The sequence below is a fragment of the Enterococcus sp. DIV0187 genome (assembly GCF_051713785.1).
GTDB classification, from domain to species: Bacteria; Bacillota; Bacilli; order Lactobacillales; family Enterococcaceae; genus Enterococcus_A; species Enterococcus_A avium.
The window spans coordinates 240,287-261,986 of record NZ_JBIOQO010000002.1 but is presented as its reverse complement, the minus strand read 5'-3'; the positions used below and the strand labels follow the sequence as shown (position 1 = coordinate 261,986).

Sequence of the window (21,700 nt, the reverse complement as noted above, 5' to 3'; positions counted from 1 at the left end):
ATGTGGAAAATCGCTTACTATAAAGAGTTTTGCTAGTGGGAAACCACAATAGGTCTTATGGTGAGGATGAAGGAGCGGATGAGATGAATTTAAGCAAACAGATTAAACGATTGAGGGAAGAAGCAGGATTTTCCCAAGAAGAATTATCAGAGAAAATTTACGTTTCTCGTCAAACAATCTCGAATTGGGAAAATGAACGAAGCTATCCAGATATTCATAATCTGTTATTGCTGAGTGTTCTTTTTGACGTAACTTTAGATGAACTTGTCAAAGGAGACGTGGAAACCATGAAAAATGTGATTAAAAAAGATGAGATGAACAGGTACAGCTATATCATGTTGGGAACAATTGGGGCAGCAGCGATTTTATTCGGACCTGTTTGGAAGTTATTTGGGAATATAGGACTTTTGATCCCGTTCGTCTTGTGGCTAGTTGGCATGTGGGCGGCGCTTAAAATCGAGAAAATAAAAAAAGAGAAGAATATCAAAACTTATAAAGAGATTGTCGCTTATATGGAATGTGAAGATGTAGAGGAGAGAAGAAAAGAGCGAAGCTTCGGAAAAGATTTTCTTTCTAAAACAGTGATCGTTATTGTATTTACAATAACTGTAATGGCAGTAGTATTAGCTAGTTTGTGGCTTAGTGGGATGTTTTAAGCAAATCAAAAGTGATGTCTGAAGCTTGATTTTATCAGGTTTCGGGCACTTTTTTTATACCTTTTGCTTGATTGTATCGTTTTAAAAAAAATAAAAATTACGGATTGGGAATTTTTATCAAAAAGCGGTAAAATTTTTATGTAAACAGACAATCGGAATGGATGAAGAGGAGCGTGCAAGCATGACTGTAAAATCAACTATCAAGCCATTAGGAAAACGCCAAATTTTTACCATGAAAAGGGCAAGCCTAGAAAAAAGGGTCAATGAATACTATAACAACACCCATGATGCAACGAACATTATAGAAAGTATTGTAGCGATTTTAGTTAGGAATGCGCTGGTCTTTAGTGATTTTTCTTTTATCTGCCAGGAATTAGTGACAACTATTTATTTAACCGCCGAGCCAAATGATGTATTGCGTCGGTTCAGTAGTCTGTTTAAGCCTTATTTCAAAAAAAGTGGTGATTGGGATGCCGTAGTTCATCGCTTATTTAATAATAAAAAAGAGTATCATCAATCCAGTGAGTGTTATCGTTCAGCCGTTAAATACTTATATGCCGTAACTACATCGCAAGCCGAGGATTGTCTAGACAGCTACAATCTGATCTCGATTTTTAAAGATGCAAACGGAAGAAAGCATAAATGGACATTGAAGGATGTAGATCCGCAAAGGAAAGAGGAGGAAATAGCCGTTTTGCTCAAGCTATTGACTGAACTGACTATCTTCAAAAATAAAGAAGTCCGTCAATTTTCCCAATTTATGACCTTTGACTGCTTTAAAACGACAAATATCAAACATTATGAAGAACCACAGAATGAGAAGCTAGAAGAACCAGTGGAACAAAGTACTGAAGTAGGCAGAGAAGAACTGAAAATTATGGTACCACAAGGATTCGATCCGCGAACTTTAAGTGAGACAGAATTAGTGGTTTTAGTTCAAGCATACTTGCCAAAGGGTAAAACTATCGAGGATGTCCATGTCTTATTTGTTGAGCGTTCGGCTGAAGCACAAGAAATGATAGATGCTCAAGTATCTCAGCAAAATACGTCCAATGATTACTTAGAAGATTCCACTGGACCGGGACTGTTGACTAAAAATCTAGCGGTGGAAGAAAAAGTTGTTTTGCAAGAAAAAATACCCAGAAAGAAATCCTCAAACAACATTGGACACTTGAGCGGGCAGCAATTGTCAGCAATGAGTTTGATAAACCGATTCAAAAATAGACAAACTCAAACTACAAGTGTAGGTAAGAGTAGCAAAAAAACTAAATCGGCCACCGGCAGTAACAAGCGAAAAAAGAAAAGAAAATAGACTTTTCGTTTCATTAGAATAGTCTTCTTTGTCATGCCCTCAAGTGTTTAAAATAAGAACTTCAAATAGGGTTATCCTCGCTTTCTCTTCGATTTGATTGGGTGGCTAGGTTTTTCAGGCTGGTTTCTCTAAGAATACCGGTATAAGGTGGAAACCCATATTGCAGACTTCCATTAAAATATTTTCTCCTGTGTATTATAGCCGTTCGCGTTACGCAGATTCTTCAATTTATTTCCTATTTTCAAAACATCCCACCTTCCTTTAAACTCCTTTACGATAAAATTAGTGTACAAAATTTTCTTTCAGGCCTCATAAAGCTACTTTTTGTAGCAACTGTCAGTTTACAGTTTGTGACAATATGTTGTACAAAGAACAAATAGACGCTTTTGCTCTGTGTAGATTTCGGAGTGAGAGCTTTTTTAATATGCTATTTCTGGTGAACGTTTCATTTTCTTCAAGACTTTCTGTAAGCAAACCTCATGTAAAGAAACGTGGGAATTTCTGAAAACCAATCAAATTACAGTGTAATTAATTTAAAATTAGGCTTTTATCATTTAGTGACATCTGTTATAATTGTCATCACATCTTAAAGCAAGTTATCATTGTGACTTTAGGCTTTAAAGGTCAATGGTAAAGGGCTGATGGATAAATATTTTTCATAATAGGAAAAAGGAGAGAATAAGTATGACGATTTACAATTTTTCTGCAGGTCCCGCGGTACTACCAAAAGCTGTGTTGGAGATCGCACAGTCCGAAATGCTTGATTACAAAAATAGCGGCATGTCGGTGATGGAGCTGAGTCATCGTTCCTCCTTATTTGAAGAGATCATCCAAGAGGCTGAAACCTTATTGAGAGAACTCATGGCTATTCCAAAAAACTATAAAGTTCTGTTCTTACAAGGCGGTGCGAGCTTGCAATTTACTATGCTGCCGTTGAATCTGGCGCAAGAAAAGAAAGCTTTATACGTAAATACAGGTTCATGGTCGAAAAAAGCTATTAGTGCTGCAAAAGCACTCGATAATGTTGAGGTAGAAGTAATTGCTTCAAGTGAAGACAAGAATTTTACCTACATTCCTGAACTGCCAGAAACGGTGGATCAAGACGCCGCTTATGTGCATATTACAACAAATAATACGATAGAAGGAACAGCGTTTGCGCAGATTCCGAATTTTGGCAAAGTCCCAGTAGTTGCGGACATGTCTTCAAATATTTTAGCCAACGATTATAAAGTCGAAGATTTCGGTGTCATTTATGCAGGTGCACAGAAAAATATTGGTCCAGCTGGGCTTACGGTCGTAATCATTCGTGAAGACCTGCTCAATCAAGAAGCAATTTTCGCACCAATGTTGGACTATGCGCTGCAAGCAAAGAATAACTCTCTTTATAATACACCGCCGACTTATGCTATCTATATCGCGAAGCTTGTTTTTGAATGGGTGAAGGAGCAAGGAGGCGTTGCTGGAATTACAGCGAAGGATCAAGCAAAAGCACAATTGCTATACACCGCGATTGAACAATCAAGTTTGTTTAAAAGTCCAGTGGAAAAAGACAGCCGCTCAATCACTAATATTCCATTTGTGACAGGAGATGAAGCGTTGGACAAAGCCTTCAATAAGGCCGCTTTGGCTCAAGGTTTTGAAAACTTAAAGGGACACCGTTCTGTTGGCGGAATGCGTGCGAGTCTTTATAACGCCTTTCCAATCGAAGGAGTGGAAGCCTTGGTTGCGTTCATGGCAGAGTTTGAGAAGGAAAATGGAGGGAAATAGATGTTTCAGATTAAAACATTCAACGCGATTGCTCCGGAAGGAATGGCGCGGTTAGATAATGAAAATTACCGTATTAATGAAAGCGAAGAACCAGATGGTATTATTTTACGCAGTCAAAAACTGCATGATTATGATTTTCCTGAATCAGTTTTAGCAGTGGCTCGTGCGGGGGCTGGTACGAATAACATTCCTGTAAAAGAATGTACGGAAAAAGGAATCGTGGTGTTTAATACACCGGGGGCGAATGCTAATGCGGTAAAAGAATTGGTGATCGCGAGCTTATTATTATCTGTCCGGCCAATGGTTCAAGGGATCAGTTGGGTACAGACACTAGAAGGAGCCAATGTTGACGAACAAGCAGAGGCTCAAAAATCGCAGTTTGCTGGAACGGAATTAGAAGGCAAGAAGCTTGGTGTTATCGGTCTTGGATCGATCGGAGCGATGGTAGCTAATGATGCTTATCGTTTGGGAATGGAAGTTACAGGTTACGATCCTTATGTATCAGTGGATACGGCGTGGAGTATTTCTCGCCGAGTAAAACGGGCAAAAGATTTGAAGGAAGTTTTGACCAATTGTGATTTCGTCACGATTCATGTTCCGTTGACTGAGCAAACACATCATTTAATCAGCACGGAAGAGTTGATGCAAATGAAACAAACCGCTCGCTTATTAAATTTCGCACGGGGAGAGATCGTCGATACGGATGCAGTTGTAAAAGCAGTCAACGAAGATCGTATCGCTGGTTTTACCACTGACTTTGCGGAAGAAAAATTACTTCATAACGATAAGATTACTGTTTTGCCGCATTTAGGCGCATCAACTGAAGAAGCAGAAGTCAACTGTGCCAAAATGGCTGCTCGCGGTTTAAAGCGTTTCTTAGAAACAGGAGTCATTAAGCGTTCGGTTAATTTTCCAAATGTTGAAATGGCCTTTGAATCGCCTTATCGAATCACGATTATCAATCGTAATGTACCGAATATGCTGGGGTTGATTGCTTCTGAAATTGCCTCTTTAGATGTTAATATTGATAATATGGTGAATCGCGGAAAAGATGACCATGCGTATACTTTAGTAGATGTTTCAGAGACAAATCCTGATAAAATCGCGGCGATTGTGGAGCAATTAAGTAAAAATGAAGGCATTGTTCGTGTTCGCGCAATCAAGCGGGATGAGGAGAGTGAATTTTAATGGTTCAGGTTCATCCTTTTAAAGGCGTGCGTCCAGCAAAAGACTTGGCTGATAAAGTAGCTGCCTTGCCCTATGATGTTGTTAATTCACAAGAAGCGAGAGACTTAGCAGCGGATAATCCCTACAGCTATTTTCATATCGATAAAGCGGAAATTGATCTGCCAACAGAGCTTTCACCCTATGATGAAAAGGTCTATCAAAAAGCAGCAGCAAATTTGGCGGAGTTTTTGGAAAAGGGCTGGCTATTCAAAGAGTCAGATGACTATTTTTATCTCTATGAATTAGTGATGAATGGTCGCAGCCAAACTGGGATTGTTGCGTGTACTTCAATTAGTGATTACATTGATGAAAAAATTAAAAAACACGAATTTACTCGTCATGAAAAAGAAATTGACCGTATGAACCATATACGTACTTGTGATGCCAATACGAGCCCGATTTTCTTAAGTTATCGTCCACAGTCGGAAATCCAAACGATCATTAAAACCTGGCAAAAAGATCACCAGCCGGTATATGATTTTTCCAGCTATCATGAGGTGACGCATCGTGTTTGGGTAATTGATCAGATTGAAACGATTGATCAATTGACGGAGCTATTTTCAGAAGTAGACGCCTTGTATATCGCTGACGGCCATCACCGGACGGAATCGGCAGTAAAAATCGGCTTAGAGAAACGTCAATCTGGCGAACAAAATCCTGAAACTGAGCAATTCCTGTCGATTATCTTTCCTGAGAACGAATTAGCCATCTGGGAATACAACCGTGTACTAAAGGTAGCCCCACCATCCGATTTCATGGATCGTTTAGCAGAAAATTATCAAGTAACTAAAACGGGTATCAAAAAGCCTGAAAGAGCCGGCGAATGCCAGTTATATGATGGAACAGCTTGGTATACCTTAAGAATCAAACCGGAAAAAGTTCCGACTGATCCAGTAGAAAAATTAGATGTGGCCTTGCTGCAGAAATTTGTGTTGGAAGAGATTTTCGGGATTATGGATATTCGTACCGATAAACGAATTGATTTTGTTGGTGGGATTCGCGGGACGGAAGAGCTTGAAAAGCTTGTGGATTCAGGCGACTGGAAGTTAGCCTTTTCAATGTACCCAACACAAATGACCGATCTTTTAGCGGTGGCAGATGCGAAAAAAATTATGCCGCCGAAGTCAACATGGTTCGAACCGAAGCTGTTGAGCGGATTGTTCTTACATGAGTTAGAAACTAAATAAGTGTGAACTCTCGAAAGTGATTTTTCGAGAGTTTTTTCTGTTTTACGACATTATTTTATTGACTATAATGTGTGTGGCACAGTATAATGGATGTGAAGAGGTGATCATATGCCGGATAAGGATATTGTTCAGAACTATGTGACAGAATTAAAAAGAGGAAATCTCGTTTTGGCTGTACTAGGCAGCTTGGATACGCCTCACTATGGATATGCACTTTTGCAGACATTGCAGGAGCGAGGAATGGAGATTGAGGCCAATACGCTTTATCCATTGCTGAGAAGGCTGGAAAAGCAGGAGCTGCTGGAAAGTGATTGGGATACCACTAAAAGCAGACCGCGGAAGTATTATACGATCAGCAAAAAAGGTCAAATGGTTAAGGATAAGTTGTTTGAAGCATGGAAGGAAATGCAAAAAAGTCTAATGGACATCTACTCGGGGGAGTGACTATGGAAAATTTAATTGAGCGCTATATAGCGGCGGTTGTTCAGCAATTGCCGGAAAAGGAACGGGCAGAGGTCGCCCAAGAATTACGCAGCAATATTTATGATATGCTGTCAGATCAGCCAAATGATGCTGAGATCAAAGAGGTGCTGCAATCGATGGGTTCTCCGACAAAGTTAGCTGAACAATATCGTCAAAACCCTCGTTATCTTATTTCTCCGCAGGTGTATGATGAGTACATTCGCTTACTGAAGCTGTTGGTTCCGATTGTCGGGATTATTACAGTTATTGTTGGGGCAGTGACTGGGGTTTTTGAGACGTTGCAGCAAAATAGCAATCAGGTTAGCCGCATTCTTCAGGTGATGTTTCAATCTGGAATTCAAAGCGGTGTATCTGGAGTAATGCAGACACTTGTATGGACGACAGTGGGATTTGTGATCGCCGAGCGGACAGGTGCTTTAAATAGCAGGAAAAAGGATGATTGGAAGGTGACGGATTTGCCGCCGTTGACTACAGAAAAACTGATTCCTTTATCTGATCCAATAGCAGAAATTATTGCCGTCATTGTTTTTAGTGTCATTTTCATATTTGTATCGGTAAGTGGATTCTCTCACGTTTTCACCGAGTCAGGGAATGTTAGTTTTAATGTTCCATTATTCAGTAACAGCTTTACAATGTTTTTGATTCCGGTGTTAATTATAGGAACCCTACTGACATTAATTGTTGGTGTGGTGAAATTGATTGATCGCCGTTGGACGAATCGTGTGTGTGTTTGGTCTATTATTGACACTGCTGTTTCGGCAGTTATGTGGGTCTTTTTATTGATGCACAATAATATTTTTAGCCAGGAATTAGTTGAGCTGCTTCAGGAACAAACCTGGTCTAGAGGAGATGTCTTGCATTACATTTCTACAGGAAATACAGCTTCAATTCGTTTGATCATTAGCCTTATTATTGTTATCGTTTCTGTGATTCAAATTATTTCAGTTCTCTATAACCGAAGTAAACGAAGCCACTATTCAGGTTATGTGAATCAAGAACAAGCATAATGAAAAGATTGTTTAGACTCTCTATTTGAGGGTCTATTTTTTTCTGGATACACTTTTTTTGCTTTACTCATGAGCTCGCTGTCCTTGGTTTTGCTTTTCGTAGTTTATGAGTTAGCCGAGAACACTCGCGACTTTATTCATGCAGATGAATCGGATTCGGTCGTGGCATAGCTTTAGCTATGTTAAACGACCGACATATTCAAATTTAGTATATACCTATGTTAAAATGATGGAAACGAATTCAATGCGAAAAAATTTCGACAGATTGAGGTGAATGCTATGCTACGACACAAAGCCTACAAATCCAGAATCTACCCCAACGCCGACCAAGAGGTTTTGATCATTAAAACGATTGGGTGTGTTCGTTTTGTCTATAACTATTTCTTGGCTCTTTGGAACGAAGAATATTCTAAAAATGGCAAAGGTTTAACCTATAATTCCTGTTCTGCCATGTTGCCTCAGATGAAAAAGAATGAAGCAACGAGTTGGCTAAAAGAAGTCGATAGTATTGCGCTTCAATCCTCGGTAAAAAATCTTTCCGATTCATTTTCTCGATTTTTTAAAAAACAAAATAGGCGACCACAGTTTAAAAGCAAAAAGAATCCCGTCCAAAGCTATACCACGAAAAACGTCAATAAGAGCATTACGATTATTGAAAACATCATCAAATTACCTAAATTAGGGCAAGTGAAATTTGCGAAAAGTCGAGAGCTCAATGGACGGATTTTAAACGCAACCATTCGGAAAAATCCAAGTGGGAAATTTTTTGTCTCAATCCTTTGTGAAGAAGAAGTCCCAGAATTGCCTAAAACGGGCTTAGAAATTGGAATTGATTTAGGCATCACTGATTTTGCGATTCTTTCTAATGGTCAAAAAATCGATAATAATCGCTTCACGTCCAAAATGGAGAAGACACTTAAACGTGAACAACGAAAATTGTCTCGCCGAGCATTAAACGCGAAAAAAGCAGGAAAAGAACTATTTGAAGCGAAAAACTATCAAAAACAAAAGAAAAAAGTCGCCCGATTGCACGAAAAAGTAATCAATCAACGCACGGACTTTCTGAATAAGTTGAGTACAGAGATTGTCAAAAATCACGATAGTATCTGTATCGAAGACTTAAATACGAAAGGTATGTTGCGTAATCATAAGCTAGCCAAAAGTATTTCGGATGTCTCTTGGTTTAGTTTTGTGAGTAAATTACAGTACAAAGCTGAATGGTACGGTCGTGAGATCATCAAAGTAGATAAATGGTTTCCGTCTAGTCAGCTTTGTTCAAAATGTGGACACAAGGACGGCAAGAAGTCACTCGAAATTAGAGAATGGACTTGTCCTGTTTGTCATGCGCATCATGATCGCGACATCAATGCGAGTAAAAATATTTTGGCTGAGGGTCTACAAATACAAGTAATAGTCTAGATACCTTAACCGTAGGAACTACGGGGATAGCTTGGTCAATAAGAGACACCGCTGCGGGCAAAGAAATCCGTTCGCAAGTCTGCTCTATTCCCAAGAATCTCGTGACTTTAGTCATGAGAGGTTCAAAATAGTTTGAGATCTAGTTCGATGGAATGTAATAGAAAGTTGCTGTGCAACGATTGAATTTTAGAGTGTTTAACTGCCAGCAGCTTTTAAAAATGAGAGAAGATGAGCAAATATGAATCGAATAATAGGGTATCTCAAAGCGAATCTCTTAATGAGTATTTCATTAGTTTTAGCTATTATCAGCTGTTTGATCGGCCGTTTTTCAAGTACATTTATTGACTATAAAGTAATTTTTAGTTTATTTGGTTTGATGTTGTTGATTCAAGGCTTTGAAGAAGTGGGGCTTTTGCGTTATATTGCCCAAAAGCTGCTGCATTTTTCCAAGAATAGTCGTCAATTAGTTCAATTGATGATTGTACTATCTTTAATAGGATCGATGTTTCTGACAAATGACGTGGCGATTTTGACTTTACTGCCGATTTATTTAAAGCTGTTGTCTATACTGCCGAAATTTAAAGGACGCTTTCTAGGCAGCGTGTTGATCATTGTTGCGGCTAATCTAGGAAGCAGTTTTTTTCCGTTTGGCAATCCGCAAAATTTATTTTTGTATGATTATTATCATGTACCGCTCGTTCAATTTTTGTCTTGGATGTCGCTAGTCCTTTTGGTTAGTGTGATCTCTCTGGGATTTTTGACTCTGCTGGTAGCGAAGGATTCCTTAGACGAAATTCAGCTAAAAGAAAATCAGATTAATCGAAAAGAAAGTCTGCTGCTGACAGGATTGATGCTGCTCATGATTTTTGTAGTTCTGGATATTTTATTGTATCAGTGGGTGATTCCTTTAGTAGCACTAATCATTCTACTTTACCGACGTGAATTGTACAAAAAGGTGGATTACGGATTATTAGTAACCTTTGTCAGTTTCTTTATCATCGTTGGTAATATTGGAGATGCTGAGTTTATCAATACTTTTTTGAAGTCTTTGAACGGAAAAGAAATTTATTTGGCAGGATTAGGGTTAAGCCAAGTCATTTCTAATGTTCCGGCTGCCTTCTTGATTGCGCCGTTTACATCCAATCAACAGGCGGTCATTTTAGGCGTAAATATCGGCGGATTAGGGACATTGATTGCCTCATTGGCTAATTTAATCGGCTACAATTTATTCCGAGTTTATTATCCTAGAAAGACGAAGAGGTTCCTTGGTTTGTTCTGTATAGTCAATTTTAGTCTACTCCTGCTGTTGGGAACAATCTTCTATTTCGTTATCCATTAGAAAGCGCCAAGAATTCCTGAAAATCGGCTAAGTTTCTTATGGGAATTCTTCCAAAAAACATGAAAACGCTTCGAACAGTGTTAAGCTAAACTTGTGAGAAATGAGTAGGGAGGATTTTGAGATGAACGATAAGACAAAAATGATTCATGGATACCATGCATTTGATGGAGAAACCGGCGCTTCTTCAATACCAATTTACCAATGTTCGACTTTTAAGCAAGACTCTATTAAGGAAGGACAGCCGTACACTTATTCCCGGTTCGGAAATCCTACACGCACATCTTTAGAAGCGGCAGTCGCTGCATTGGAAAACGGAAAATATGCGACAGCATTCGCATCTGGAATGGGTGCGATTTCAGCGATCTTGCTGAGTTTTAGTCAAGGGGATCATTTAGTCATGTGCAAGAGTATTTATGGCGGCACCTTTCAATTAGTGAATGAAGTGATGAATCGCTTTGGGATCGAGGTGACCTTTGTCGATGAAACCAACCTAGACGAATGGGAGCATGCGATCCGTCCTAATACAAGAGGACTTTACTTAGAAACACCATCTAATCCATTATTATCAGTGACAGATATTGCTGGCGTTGTAGCGATCGCCAAGGCGCATCATCTAGTGACAATGATCGATAATACATTTATGACACCGCAATTTCAAAAACCATTGGCTCTAGGAGTCGATATTGTGATCCACAGTGCAACTAAGTTTATCAATGGCCATAGTGATGTGGTGGCCGGTTTAGTGATTACGAATGATGAAAAATGGCACGATCAAATCAAACTGCAGCAAAAGGTTCTTGGCGGGATTTTAGGAGTCGAAGATTGCTGGTTGACGATGCGAGGATTAAAAACGATGGCTTTGCGAATGGAGCAAAGTGCTCGCAGCGCTGAAAAAATCAGTCAAATGCTGGAGAATCATCCAGCTATACAGAAGGTTCACTATCCGGGCTTATCTAATCATCCCGGATATGACATTCACAAACGACAGGCAACCTCTGGAGGAGCGGTCCTATCCTTTGAGTTAGTTAACCAAGAAGCGGTTTACAACTTCGCAGAGGCGTTGCAGATACCGATTGCGGCTGTTAGCCTTGGTGGTGTGGAATCGATCTTATCCTATCCAGTAACGATGAGCCACGCTTGTGTTCCAAGGGAAGAAAGAGAAAAGCAAGGGATAACAGATGGCTTGCTGCGTTTGTCTGTAGGAATCGAAGACACAGAAGACTTGCTAGCAGATTTGGAACAGGCATTGGCTAAGGTTCGTGTAACAGTAAAATAGTTAGAATCAACGCGTCGGGAATTTTCCCGACGTGTATTTTTATGTTTCAATATGCAAAAAAATAGTTGTCATTTTTCTTTTTTTTAGAAAAATGATCCCTTACTATGAACTAGTTCGGTATAATGGTATCATCTCTTGGAGGAAGTGAAAGTCATGCTTGAAAATTTTTTACGTCCAGAAGTCTTGCTTTCAAACGTCATTGTTTGTCTAGCAACTTTTTTGATTACGCGATGGGCGCTAAAACGAAAGAAAAAGCCGCAGCGCCAAAAAGAAACTGTTCAGATACCGAAGCAAACGGCAGACGGAGCAGCTGTCTTAGAGGCTTCATTGACAACGCTGCGATCGTATAAGAACAATCTCAACCAATACGGCTATGTGTACTTTCAAGAAACGACACCAATTGTAATCGAACAATTGAAGGCAGAGGCGAACAGCTTGATCCTTTCTGAAGGGACTCAGACAATTCACGATCTGCTGCAAAAAAATTACGAGAGGCTAATATCGTTTCAGCAACAGGAAGTCGCAGATACGAAAAAATTGGAATTAGAAGTATTGAATCATGTCAATAAAACGATCATTGATTGGCGCAATCTTCTGAAGCACAGCAAATAAATGCTAAGTATAAGCTCAAGGAAGCTTCATTTTTTAGCACATAAAAACACACCCCCGTTGCAGGATAATGATATACAGCAGGGGTGTGTTTTTTAAAGATGTAATCGACGGCGAATACCATCCACACGTGAGCCTAACAATTTGTCGGCCATTCGTGTTTTTAAGGCTAGAACCATGTAGGTAAATCCACCAAAGGCAGCTACGATGATAATAATGATCATTGATTGCATTTTAGAATCCGAGCTTAAGATGACTTCGCAGCCGAACTTAACGATGTAAGCGACAACGCCCATAACAATGGACATTACTGTGACTTTAGCGATAGAAATCATTGTTTCTTTAAATGGAAACTGCGAAATGACATGAATGCGATCCAACAAAAACATATTTGCCACTAAAAATCCTACAAAGGATGCAATAAGCGGCCCATACGCCTCGAACATAAAGATTAAAGGGAATTGCGCGACGATTTTTACAAATATCCCAATACATAAGAACCATACGGCCTGCATATTGCCATCAAGCCCCTGCAGCATTGTTGAACAGACCATGAATAAGCCCATCATGATCCCCACCACGCAGGAGGCTGCTAATAATTCTGAGCCAAGGTCATTCGGCCAGTAGAATAGAGTATTTAACGGATAAGCAAGGACAATCATTCCGACAGTTGCCGGCATCATCACAAAGAAAAGCAATTGGATATTATTCGTCACTAATTTTGCCAAGCCCTCGTGATCCTTTTTCGTAAAGCGCTCCGTAATCAACGGCAGACCAGCTGTAGCCATGGCGGTTCCTAGTGCGATCACGACCATTGTTAATTTATCTGGATTAGCAGAGATTAATGTAAAGAGATCAGCATTTTTCGCCGCAGAGTAATCTGTTACGATCGACATGATTTTTTCAAAGGAATATTGATCAATCAGTTTAAAAATACTAATGGCGCTCCCGACAATAATAAAAGGAATCGCCTGTTGAATCATTTGAAGAACGAGTTGTCCTCCAGAGAAAGTAATCTGGTTATTACTCTCTCGAATCAGCTCACGAAAGGCTGAGCGTTCCTTAAGTAATGAAAATAGCAGCACACCCATCGCAAAAGCCACACCAATGAAAGCCGCAAAGGTTGAGTGAACCACGGCAGTCTTATAGCTGCCATTGTTGATCTGCATGATAATGAAGGCCGAAGCCAGCATGTAGCAAACCCGCGCGATTTGTTCGATGATTTGAGACAATGCGTAGGGCTTCATATTGTTGTTCCCTTGGAAGAAACCCCGAATCACACTCATCGCTGGAAAGATTAGCAACACAACACTTAATGAGCGCATAACAGGGACTAAATCAGCGTTTCCTTGAGATAGGTATGGCGCGCCTAGGTACATGATAGCTGCACAAAGAATTCCTCCGATGGTCATCAGCCGCATCGTATAAAATAGTAATTTTTTACTTAATCCATATTCATTCATGGAATTATAGCGGGCGGTTTGTTTTGCCACTGCTGCAGGAATTCCTGCAGTAGAGATCATTAAAAACAACGCGTATACATTGTAGCCCTTCGTATATAAATAATTCGCTTCTAGACCGTGGGGTTGCATCCAGGCGATCCACGGAATTACATAGACAGCACCCAGCAGACGAGAGAAAATATTACCGATTGTCAGCCATGCTGTACTTTGAACCATTTTTTCCTGAGCGTTTGTCTGCTTGTTCGAAGCGGCAGATGGTGCTACAGTTGGTTCCTTCTCAGTAGCTTGAGGAGTCTTTTTTTTATATTCTTTCTTTTGCGGCGCAGCCGCTTCGCTATGATAACGAGCCACCCGTGAAGGCGTTTGATTCAGCCCGCCATCTTTTCTTGTATTTTCAGTCATATAAACCAGCTTTCTGCAACAGTATCTCCCATATTTTACCTGTTATTTCTCCTTGTTACAATGCTGAGAGCGAATCTTTAAGATTTAGGGATAAAGGGATCAATATGATTGGCGAAGCTTTCAAGGTTTCGTGTTTGGATATAAACGGTTCCACGGCCATGAAACTCATTCACGACACCCTCGCCAGTCTTGAAACCAAAAGTGCCAGAAGCAACACGAATGTTGTAATCTAACGAATTTGTCCAAGCAATCACGTGCTGATTGTCGATAATGACTGGAGAGTGTCCATCTAATTCGATTTTTTCTACATCACCAAAAGCAGAAACCAAAATCTGTCCACGTCCAGTTGTTTCCATCACAAAAAGTCCTCCCGTACCGCCTAAAAGAGCACCTGAAAGCTTTTGTCTTTGCATTTGGTAGCTGACATTCTCCTCACTGGCAAGAAAAGCCCCCGTGTTCAAACGCCAATGTTCAGCTCCGACATCTAAGGCGAAGATTTTTCCAGGTACGGCAGGTGCGATAGCAATCATCGCTTCATTGGAGCGAGCAGTAGCTGTACTGATAAAGAAGCTTTCACCACTTGTTACTGAACGACCTAAAGCACTTAAGGCGCCACCAAGTCCTTTTTTTCCGTTTGTATTCATATGTCCCTCAAGCTCGATGTCTCCCAGCTGGTAAACCATCGCGCCTGGTTCAATTCTTAATTTTTCTCCTCGTTGTAAATGAACCTTCGCAGTAGGAGCGAAGGTGCTGGCTGATAATTCATAGTTCATAAGTAAAACTCCCTTCTAAGTCATTTGATAAATTATATCATTTTACGTATCTTTTCTGTGAGATTTTGATAAGATTGTTAAAAGGGATAAGATGGAGGAAGAAATATGGAAATTTTAGCTTTTGAACAGGTTCAGTTTATTCGTCAACAAAATGCTTTGCTGAAGGATATTGATTGGCGTATCAAAGCTGGCGAAGATTGGGCGGTTTTAGGGTTGAACGGTGCAGGAAAGAGCTTACTGCTGAATATGATTTCAGGCAGCTTATGGCCCACTTCTGGTAAATTAACCGTTTTAGGTCAGCGGTTCGGAGAAACATCTATTCCTGATCTAACGAAACGAATCGGCTGGGTAAGTCAATCACTGCAGGAACGAATTCATCGCGAGGAGCAGGCGGAGGCCATCGTATTGTCAGGAAAATTTGCTAGTATTGGGATTTATCAAAAATACTCGGAGGCTGATATGGAGGAGGCGAAGCAGCTTTTACTATCACTTGGGGCGAAAAAATTAATCGGCAAAGTCTATCAGGTTTTGTCGCAAGGAGAGAAGCAAATAGTATTGATCGCGCGTGCACTCATGGCAAAACCAGAATTATTGATTCTCGATGAACCATGTAATGGCCTTGATTTATTTGCTCGAGAAGATTTGCTGGCACGAATTAAACAGATGAAACAGACTGCAGATGCACCGAGTTTGCTGTATGTCACGCACCATACGGAAGAAATCCTGCCGCTGTTTAATCAGGTTTTAATGATTCGCGAAGGTAAAATCTTCAACCAAGGACCACGGAACGAACTGTTAAAAGAAAAAGTATTGAATGATTTTTACCAACGACCGATCGCGCTTCATCAAATGAGTGGGGATCGGATGATGGTGATTCCTAAATAAATCCTAGAATTCCTCTCTATGCAGAGGGATTTTTTTTTGCGAATTCTGCTTTTCTCAGTTTGTTAGGCTTGAGCTCTAATTATTAATTTTAGTGAATATAGCGAACAGACTCTTTAGCAGGATCGTATAACTGAGCTATCTGTAGTAATTAACGAAGTAAAAATATCGCAAAAGAAATATATAAGAACTCTCCCAAAAAAATAGCATTCAACACATCCTTCCAATTGCCATTAATATTGCCTTGAGAGTAAAAAAATCATTTTAGCGATTTTTATACTGTATTTTGAATCAATAAACCTGTTGGAAAACGCTATAATTAGAGGGAATTGTAGGTAGGAGAGATAATTCTGAAGATGTTTTCCCCCGGTGATTTTTCTATTCATCTGTAAAAAAATTTAAAACGGGAAAATAATGCCGTTAACACAATATTCTTTTATATTTTTCGTTGTTAGTTATTTTATGGTTATTATTTTTCCCCGCAAGCTTTATAACCCGATTGAATTAAAATGTTATAAATCAAGGTGAAGTGTTTATTTCACATTTATAGAGAAATGCATAACTGGTTGTATTAGATTGAAAACATTTGTTATAATAAGGCTGTGTTTAATAAAAGGAGGATTTTTATGAAAAGGAAAAGTGGTTATTTATTTTCAGTGGCGATTTTAGGGTGTTCGCTCATGCCGAACAATGTTTGGGCAGATGAAAATACTGAAACAGCAGCGCCTAGCGTGACTACAGAGTTGGTCGAAAGTACCACGACAGCAGCGCCCATTTTAGAAACACCAAAAGAGGAAGCGAGTCCAGCAGAACCAGTAGTTGCTCACGAGGAGCCTGAAGTGGTTCATCAGGAAGCCGAAGTTATCCAAGAAACGAGTGAGGCAGTGGGTGAAGAGAGCGAAGCAGTCGCAGCACCTGATGAACCTGTCAAACCTATCGAACCCGAAACCATAACCCAACCGAAAGTTGAAGAGCAGCCTGCAGTCGAAGTCCAGCCGCAAACAGCACGTGCCACCAGTTGGGCATTAAAGGATCAAAACGATGGAAAAATTGTCGATCATGGAAAAACTATCACCGATGATGATGCTAAAATTCCTGCTGAGTATAATTTTATGCCAAACTTTGATCATTTGGAAGATATCGAAGTGAACGCTCCTAAAGGGTATAAAGAAAGCTCAACAGCGTATTATTTTGAACTGAAGAATGCCGCTCCTGGTTCAGTTACGATCGTCTATAAAAATGTCGGCAGCTACAATGGAAAAGTCGTTGACATGAAAGTGACAGTCAAGGATTGGACTGTACTCAGCGGCAGCTTCTATAGAAACCCAGCCCTTTATATTCATAAGAAGAATGGGATTACTATGAATGGGATTAAGGATGTTCGGCTGAATTATGCCTTTTTGGACAATTTGACGGCCTCGGCGGTCAATATATCGGGCTTTTTTAATTTCACAGATATTGATTTGCTGCAAAGCATTGATTTGTTCAACAATAATAATATTCAAAATTATTATGTGACAAAGGGAAATGAGCTTTATTACAAAGTGCATAACGGCTACATCAAAATTGGCGAAGTTAATCAAAAAAATACCAGTCCGGAAAATATGAATCACTGGTTAACTTACACTTATCAAGGTGTCTCAAATTTTGACGTTCGCTACAATCAAGACTATGAAACAGGGGCAGTATTTACTTATACCTACCAAGCACCGGTCGTTATTGAAGAAAAACCAGCAGAGCCGGAAGCTATTCCTGTTAAACCAGCACAAGAAAGCCCAAAAGAAGAAATCAAAGCCGAAGAATCGACTGAAGTAAAAACGGACGTAAAGTCAGAAGTAAAAGCAGAACCGAAAGAGTTGAACATTACTGCAAAACCAGAAAAAAAAGCGGTGATTGAGACAAAGGTTGCAAAAGCGAAGCCGTTAAAACAGGCGGTCTTGCCTCAAACCAATATGCAAAGCAGCTCGCTACTAACGATTTTAGGCGGCGCGTGTGTATTTTTACTCAGTGCCATTTTCTTAAACAAGAAAAAAATCTAATAGAAAGCCTACTGAAAATGTGTTCACTCCAGGAGTTGGATTTTGGATCTAACTTTTGGAGTGCGCACAAAATCTGTAGGCTTCTTTTTAAACTATACGGAAAATATAAAATTTTCATATGATTAATTTGCTTTAGAGCAGTTAATTATTCATGTCCGGCTTCATGAATGAGCTTTTCTACGTAAGCGATGTATACAATTACGGCTAAACTCCATTAATTAGAGCGAGTTCGTAAAATCTGTCTTATCTCAGCGTAATTCCGTTTCCGAAATCTGTGACAAGTAATCATCGACTGCTGTTAAAAGACGGCTCATCTTTTCCTGATCAAAAGGTGAGGCAAGGTGACCTAACTGGACTGTTTCCAAAAAGGTTTTACTTCCGCCGATACGACAAATCGCAAGATAATCCTGCCAAGTAGATGGATCATTTTCAACAATCTGTCGTTGCCAAAATTGCAAGGCACATACCTGGGCTAAAGTATAATCGATGTAATAGAAGGGAACTTCAAAAATATGACCTTGACGATACCAGTAAATTCCTCGTTCTAAAGCTTCGGAGGCCTGGTAATTCCGTTCCGGACAATAACTGCGTTCCAGTTTCCGCCAGCAGGCTTTTCGCTCATGTGCTGTCCATTCAGGATGCAGATACACTTCCTCTTGAAAATGATCAACTAGAGCCCCATAAGGTAAAAATTGCAGGGCGCTGCTTAGATGGGCAAATTGATATTTTCTGCTATCGGTTCCGAAGAAGTTCTCCATCCAAGGCCAAGTTAGAAATTCCATACTCATAGAATGGATTTCCGCGGTGTCCGAAGTTGGAAAAATCAGCTCAGGCTCTTTGATCCAGCGAGACAGATAGCTTTGGAAGGCGTGTCCTGTCTCATGTGTCAGGACATCAACATCATCTGATGTACCATTAAAATTTGCGAAAATGAAGGGCATTTGAATATCATCAATGAATTCACAATAGCCGCCGCTTTGTTTTCCTGAACGACTGGCTATATCCATGAATTTTTGTTGTGCCATCAAGTCAAAAAAATCGCCAGTCTCATCGGAAAGTTCCTGATACATCGCTTGGGCTTTTTGAATTAATGCTTCTCCTTGGCTTTGTGGACGAGGATTGCCATCTGGATAAACGAGGGGCAGGTCATAATGTAAGAGTGCTTCAAGCCCCAAGCGATCAGCCTGTCGTTGATAGAGCTTTTGATTGATTGGTACGACCTTTTCCAGAATAAATTGGCGGAAATCCTGTAGCTGACTACGATCATAGCTCCAGCGATTCATTAAATGATCTCCGTACTCGACATAATTCTTAAAGCCTAGTTTTTGTGCCTGCTGATGGCGCAACTGGACTAAGCGATCATAGATCTCATCAAATTCTTCTTCGTGGGCGACAAAAAAGCTGTCGTAAAGTTTTTGAGCAGACTTTCGGATTTCTCGGTTTGGATCAGTAAAGAAGGCAGATAACTCTGACAGTGTCCGTTTCTTGCCGTTAAAGTCCAACTCAGCTGAAGCGATCAATTGAGTGTATTGGCTAATTCCTTCATTTTCCTGCTGTTTTAAAGCAATAACCGAGTCATCTAATAGACGCAGTTGATCCTGTACATAAAGAAATAGTGTTGTCGGGAAATCCTTTTCTAATTGTTCCAGATAAGAAGAGGATAGCAGGCTTTTGTAAAAATGATTGTGGATTTGATCAACTATAGGAGCATGTTGATCCCAAAAGTCATTTTCCTCACGATAGAAGCTATCCTTTGTATCGATTGAGTGGCGAATGTAGGCCAATTTCATGTTTTTAGCCATCTCAGCACGTAATTGATTTAGCTTTTCTAGAGCTGCCTTTGCGGCTGGGTAATTTGGAGCTTCGGAAAATTGTTGAGTAACTTGATGAAAGAACGTTTCATATTGTGTTAAATCAGGTCTCTGATACAGAATTTCAGAAAAAAGCATGATGAACCTCCTAAAATATAAGAATCTTCTTCATTATAGCAAAAAACCTGCCAGCATCACGCTGACAGGCTCTTCCTGTTTTATGAATTCATCATTAATTCTTCGTTTAATACCTCATCAATCGAAGTATATTCCATGTTTAAGTCTTTAGCTACTGGCTCAATTGTCAGCTTGCCATTGTAAGTGTTGACTCCACGTCGAAGGGCTAAGTTATTCTTCAAGATTTCTTCTAATGGGTTATTTGCTAACAGATTTGCATACGCCATCGTGCTGTTGCTCAAGGCATATGTTGCTGTTTGTGGAACGGCACCCGGCATGTTTGCTACTGCATAGTGAACCACACCTTCAGTCACGTAGGTTGGATCATCATGAGTAGTCACGCGGTCTTCTGTTTCGAAGATCCCGCCTTGGTCGATCGCGACATCCACGATTACTCCATGATCAGGCATTTGAGCAACCATTTCTTTGGTAACCAATGTTGGTGCTTTGTGTCCTGGGATCAATACGGCACCGATAACCAAATCAGCCGTTTTCAAACATTCTTGAATGTTGTAGCTATTTGACATCATGGTTTGTACGCTGTTGCCGAAAATAATATCCAATTCCTTCAAGCGAGGAACGCTGACATCTAGCAAGGTTACATTAGCACCTAGACCTAATGCTAATTTAGCGGCGTTCAATCCAACAACACCACCGCCGATTACGACTACATTTCCGCGACGCACACCAGGAACACCAGATAGTAGAATACCTTTTCCACCGTTGACACGTTCTAAATAATTCGCGCCGATTTGTGCCGCCATACGTCCTGCGATTTCACTCATTGGAGCAAGTAACGGTAAGGTATTGTCAGCTGGCTGGACATTTTCATAAGCAATCGCATTGACACCGCTATTAACTAATGCTTCAGTCAATGGTTTGTTTGCTGCTAAATGCAAATAGGTAAATAGTAGCAACCCTTTGCGGAAATATTGATATTCTTCAGGTAGAGGTTCTTTGACCTTCATCACCATTTCAGCCGCCCAAACATCTGCGGCACTGTCGATAATGGTTGCACCTGCTGCCGCATACTCTTCGTCCTTAATGGCAGAACCTTTACCAGCGTCCTTTTCAACTAATACTTGATGACCACGATTGGTTAAATCAAATACACCAGATGGGGGAAGGGCAACACGATTTTCATTGTTCTTGATTTCTTTGGGAATTCCAATAATCATTTGACACACTCCTTCTTAACGATTCGTATACGAAGTGGATTCGCTTACAAAATAATTGTACAGGAATTTCGAACAATTTCAAATAAGAATTTGCAAAGTTTTTATACAAATTGAACGATTGCGACCAAATGAAATCCTTTACACTTTTTAATCTTCCGCGTTAAATGCTTAGAATGTTCTTATTGATCAGGGCTGCCTGATAAAAATTATTATTTTTATAATTGAGAAATAAAATATTTGCGAAAATGGAAATTACTGGTAATAATAGATTTAGGAGATGAAGGAGCGAAGTTACTATGCCAGATATACAACGAATCAATCAATTAAAAGAGCAGGTCAGCTTTTTAGAAGCGCGCCTGACTCGTTATGAAGAATTATTACACGGCTCGGTACTAAAGCGGATCATCTTTGGGGGAGGGCGGCGAGCAAAGCTTAGTATTCTCGAAATCGTGATCGGTTTGATTGTTTTATTATATACACTATTTAGAATGGAATTAAGCGTTATCTCACTGGTGATTATTGCTTTAGCGTTGATTATGATTCTTTTTTCTGCGATTCAGTTGAATGTGTTTCGGAAAAAGAACGGTACTGAAAAGTATCAGCGAATGATCAACAGCTTAACAGCAGAAAAGGCATCAATGGAAAAAGAGCTGACCCGTTTAGTCGCTGAAAAAAATGGACTTGAGTGAACGT

Annotated in this window: 18 protein-coding genes; 14 read left to right on the top strand and 4 right to left on the bottom strand. The window is 40.0% G+C overall.

Annotated elements, in window-relative coordinates:
• Positions 1-83 precede the first annotated feature (83 nt).
• The 11 genes from IGI52_RS21160 (at position 84) to IGI52_RS21110 (ending at position 12,285) form a co-directional block, all read left to right on the top strand.
• Positions 84-656 (top strand): helix-turn-helix domain-containing protein, encoded by a 573-nt coding sequence (locus IGI52_RS21160; protein ID WP_048718413.1) that lies wholly within the window; start codon positions 84-86, stop codon positions 654-656.
• Positions 657-837: 181 nt separating this feature from the next.
• Complete coding sequence (locus IGI52_RS21155) at positions 838-1,968, top strand: hypothetical protein (protein ID WP_256137727.1); 1,131 nt, start codon at positions 838-840, stop codon at positions 1,966-1,968.
• A gap of 684 nt (positions 1,969-2,652) precedes the next feature.
• Positions 2,653-3,735, top strand: a complete 1,083-nt coding sequence (gene serC / locus IGI52_RS21150) for a 3-phosphoserine/phosphohydroxythreonine transaminase (protein WP_373143704.1) — start codon at positions 2,653-2,655, stop codon at positions 3,733-3,735.
• Positions 3,736-4,923, top strand: coding sequence for a 3-phosphoglycerate dehydrogenase family protein (locus IGI52_RS21145; RefSeq protein ID WP_016178294.1), 1,188 nt, complete (start codon positions 3,736-3,738; stop codon positions 4,921-4,923).
• Positions 4,923-6,149, top strand: coding sequence for a DUF1015 domain-containing protein (locus IGI52_RS21140; protein WP_438782389.1), 1,227 nt, complete (start codon positions 4,923-4,925; stop codon positions 6,147-6,149). Before IGI52_RS21145 ends, IGI52_RS21140 begins: the two co-directional genes overlap by 1 nt.
• Positions 6,150-6,257: 108 nt before the next feature.
• The gene (locus IGI52_RS21135) at positions 6,258-6,593 is read left to right on the top strand and encodes a PadR family transcriptional regulator (RefSeq protein ID WP_016178296.1); all 336 of its coding nucleotides are present in this window, start codon (positions 6,258-6,260) and stop codon (positions 6,591-6,593) included.
• A 2-nt stretch (positions 6,594-6,595) separates the two neighbouring features.
• A complete protein-coding gene (locus IGI52_RS21130; RefSeq protein WP_438782388.1) occupies positions 6,596-7,639 on the top strand; it encodes an HAAS signaling domain-containing protein in 1,044 nt (347 codons plus the stop codon).
• A 279-nt stretch (positions 7,640-7,918) separates the two neighbouring features.
• A complete protein-coding gene (gene tnpB / locus IGI52_RS21125; protein ID WP_311856087.1) occupies positions 7,919-9,058 on the top strand; it encodes an IS200/IS605 family element RNA-guided endonuclease TnpB in 1,140 nt (379 codons plus the stop codon).
• Positions 9,059-9,296: 238 nt separating this feature from the next.
• A complete protein-coding gene (locus IGI52_RS21120) occupies positions 9,297-10,397 on the top strand; it encodes an SLC13 family permease (RefSeq protein ID WP_311856085.1) in 1,101 nt (366 codons plus the stop codon).
• A 121-nt stretch (positions 10,398-10,518) separates the two neighbouring features.
• Positions 10,519-11,673: a trans-sulfuration enzyme family protein gene (locus tag IGI52_RS21115; protein WP_311856083.1), complete on the top strand. Its 1,155-nt coding sequence runs from the start codon at positions 10,519-10,521 to the stop codon at positions 11,671-11,673.
• Positions 11,674-11,826: 153 nt separating this feature from the next.
• Complete coding sequence (locus IGI52_RS21110; protein ID WP_016178301.1) at positions 11,827-12,285, top strand: hypothetical protein; 459 nt, start codon at positions 11,827-11,829, stop codon at positions 12,283-12,285.
• A 92-nt stretch (positions 12,286-12,377) separates the two neighbouring features.
• Here the strand turns inward: IGI52_RS21110 and IGI52_RS21105 are convergent, their stop codons facing one another.
• A complete protein-coding gene (locus IGI52_RS21105) occupies positions 12,378-14,147 on the bottom strand; it encodes a putative polysaccharide biosynthesis protein (RefSeq protein WP_311856082.1) in 1,770 nt (589 codons plus the stop codon).
• 77 nt (positions 14,148-14,224) lie between these two features.
• Entirely contained in the window at positions 14,225-14,920 is a 696-nt protein-coding gene (locus IGI52_RS21100; RefSeq protein WP_016178303.1) for a TIGR00266 family protein, read from the bottom strand.
• A gap of 105 nt (positions 14,921-15,025) precedes the next feature.
• Between IGI52_RS21100 and IGI52_RS21095 the strand changes: the two genes are divergently transcribed.
• Both IGI52_RS21095 and IGI52_RS21090 read left to right on the top strand, forming a co-directional pair.
• Positions 15,026-15,805, top strand: a complete 780-nt coding sequence (locus IGI52_RS21095) for an ABC transporter ATP-binding protein (protein WP_311856080.1) — start codon at positions 15,026-15,028, stop codon at positions 15,803-15,805.
• A 623-nt stretch (positions 15,806-16,428) separates the two neighbouring features.
• Entirely contained in the window at positions 16,429-17,841 is a 1,413-nt protein-coding gene (locus IGI52_RS21090; protein ID WP_311856079.1) for an LPXTG cell wall anchor domain-containing protein, read from the top strand.
• Positions 17,842-18,089: 248 nt separating this feature from the next.
• Here the strand turns inward: IGI52_RS21090 and IGI52_RS21085 are convergent, their stop codons facing one another.
• Together IGI52_RS21085 and ald are read right to left on the bottom strand one after the other, a co-directional pair.
• On the bottom strand, positions 18,090-19,790 hold the full coding sequence (locus tag IGI52_RS21085; RefSeq protein WP_438782387.1) for a M3 family oligoendopeptidase: 1,701 nt from the start codon (positions 19,788-19,790) through the stop codon (positions 18,090-18,092).
• Between the two features lie 80 nt (positions 19,791-19,870).
• Entirely contained in the window at positions 19,871-21,007 is a 1,137-nt protein-coding gene (gene ald / locus IGI52_RS21080) for an alanine dehydrogenase (RefSeq protein WP_311856075.1), read from the bottom strand.
• Positions 21,008-21,303: 296 nt separating this feature from the next.
• On the opposite strand from ald, the gene IGI52_RS21075 reads away from it, so the two are divergent.
• Positions 21,304-21,696, top strand: coding sequence for a hypothetical protein (locus IGI52_RS21075; protein ID WP_049219393.1), 393 nt, complete (start codon positions 21,304-21,306; stop codon positions 21,694-21,696).
• Positions 21,697-21,700 lie beyond the last annotated feature (4 nt).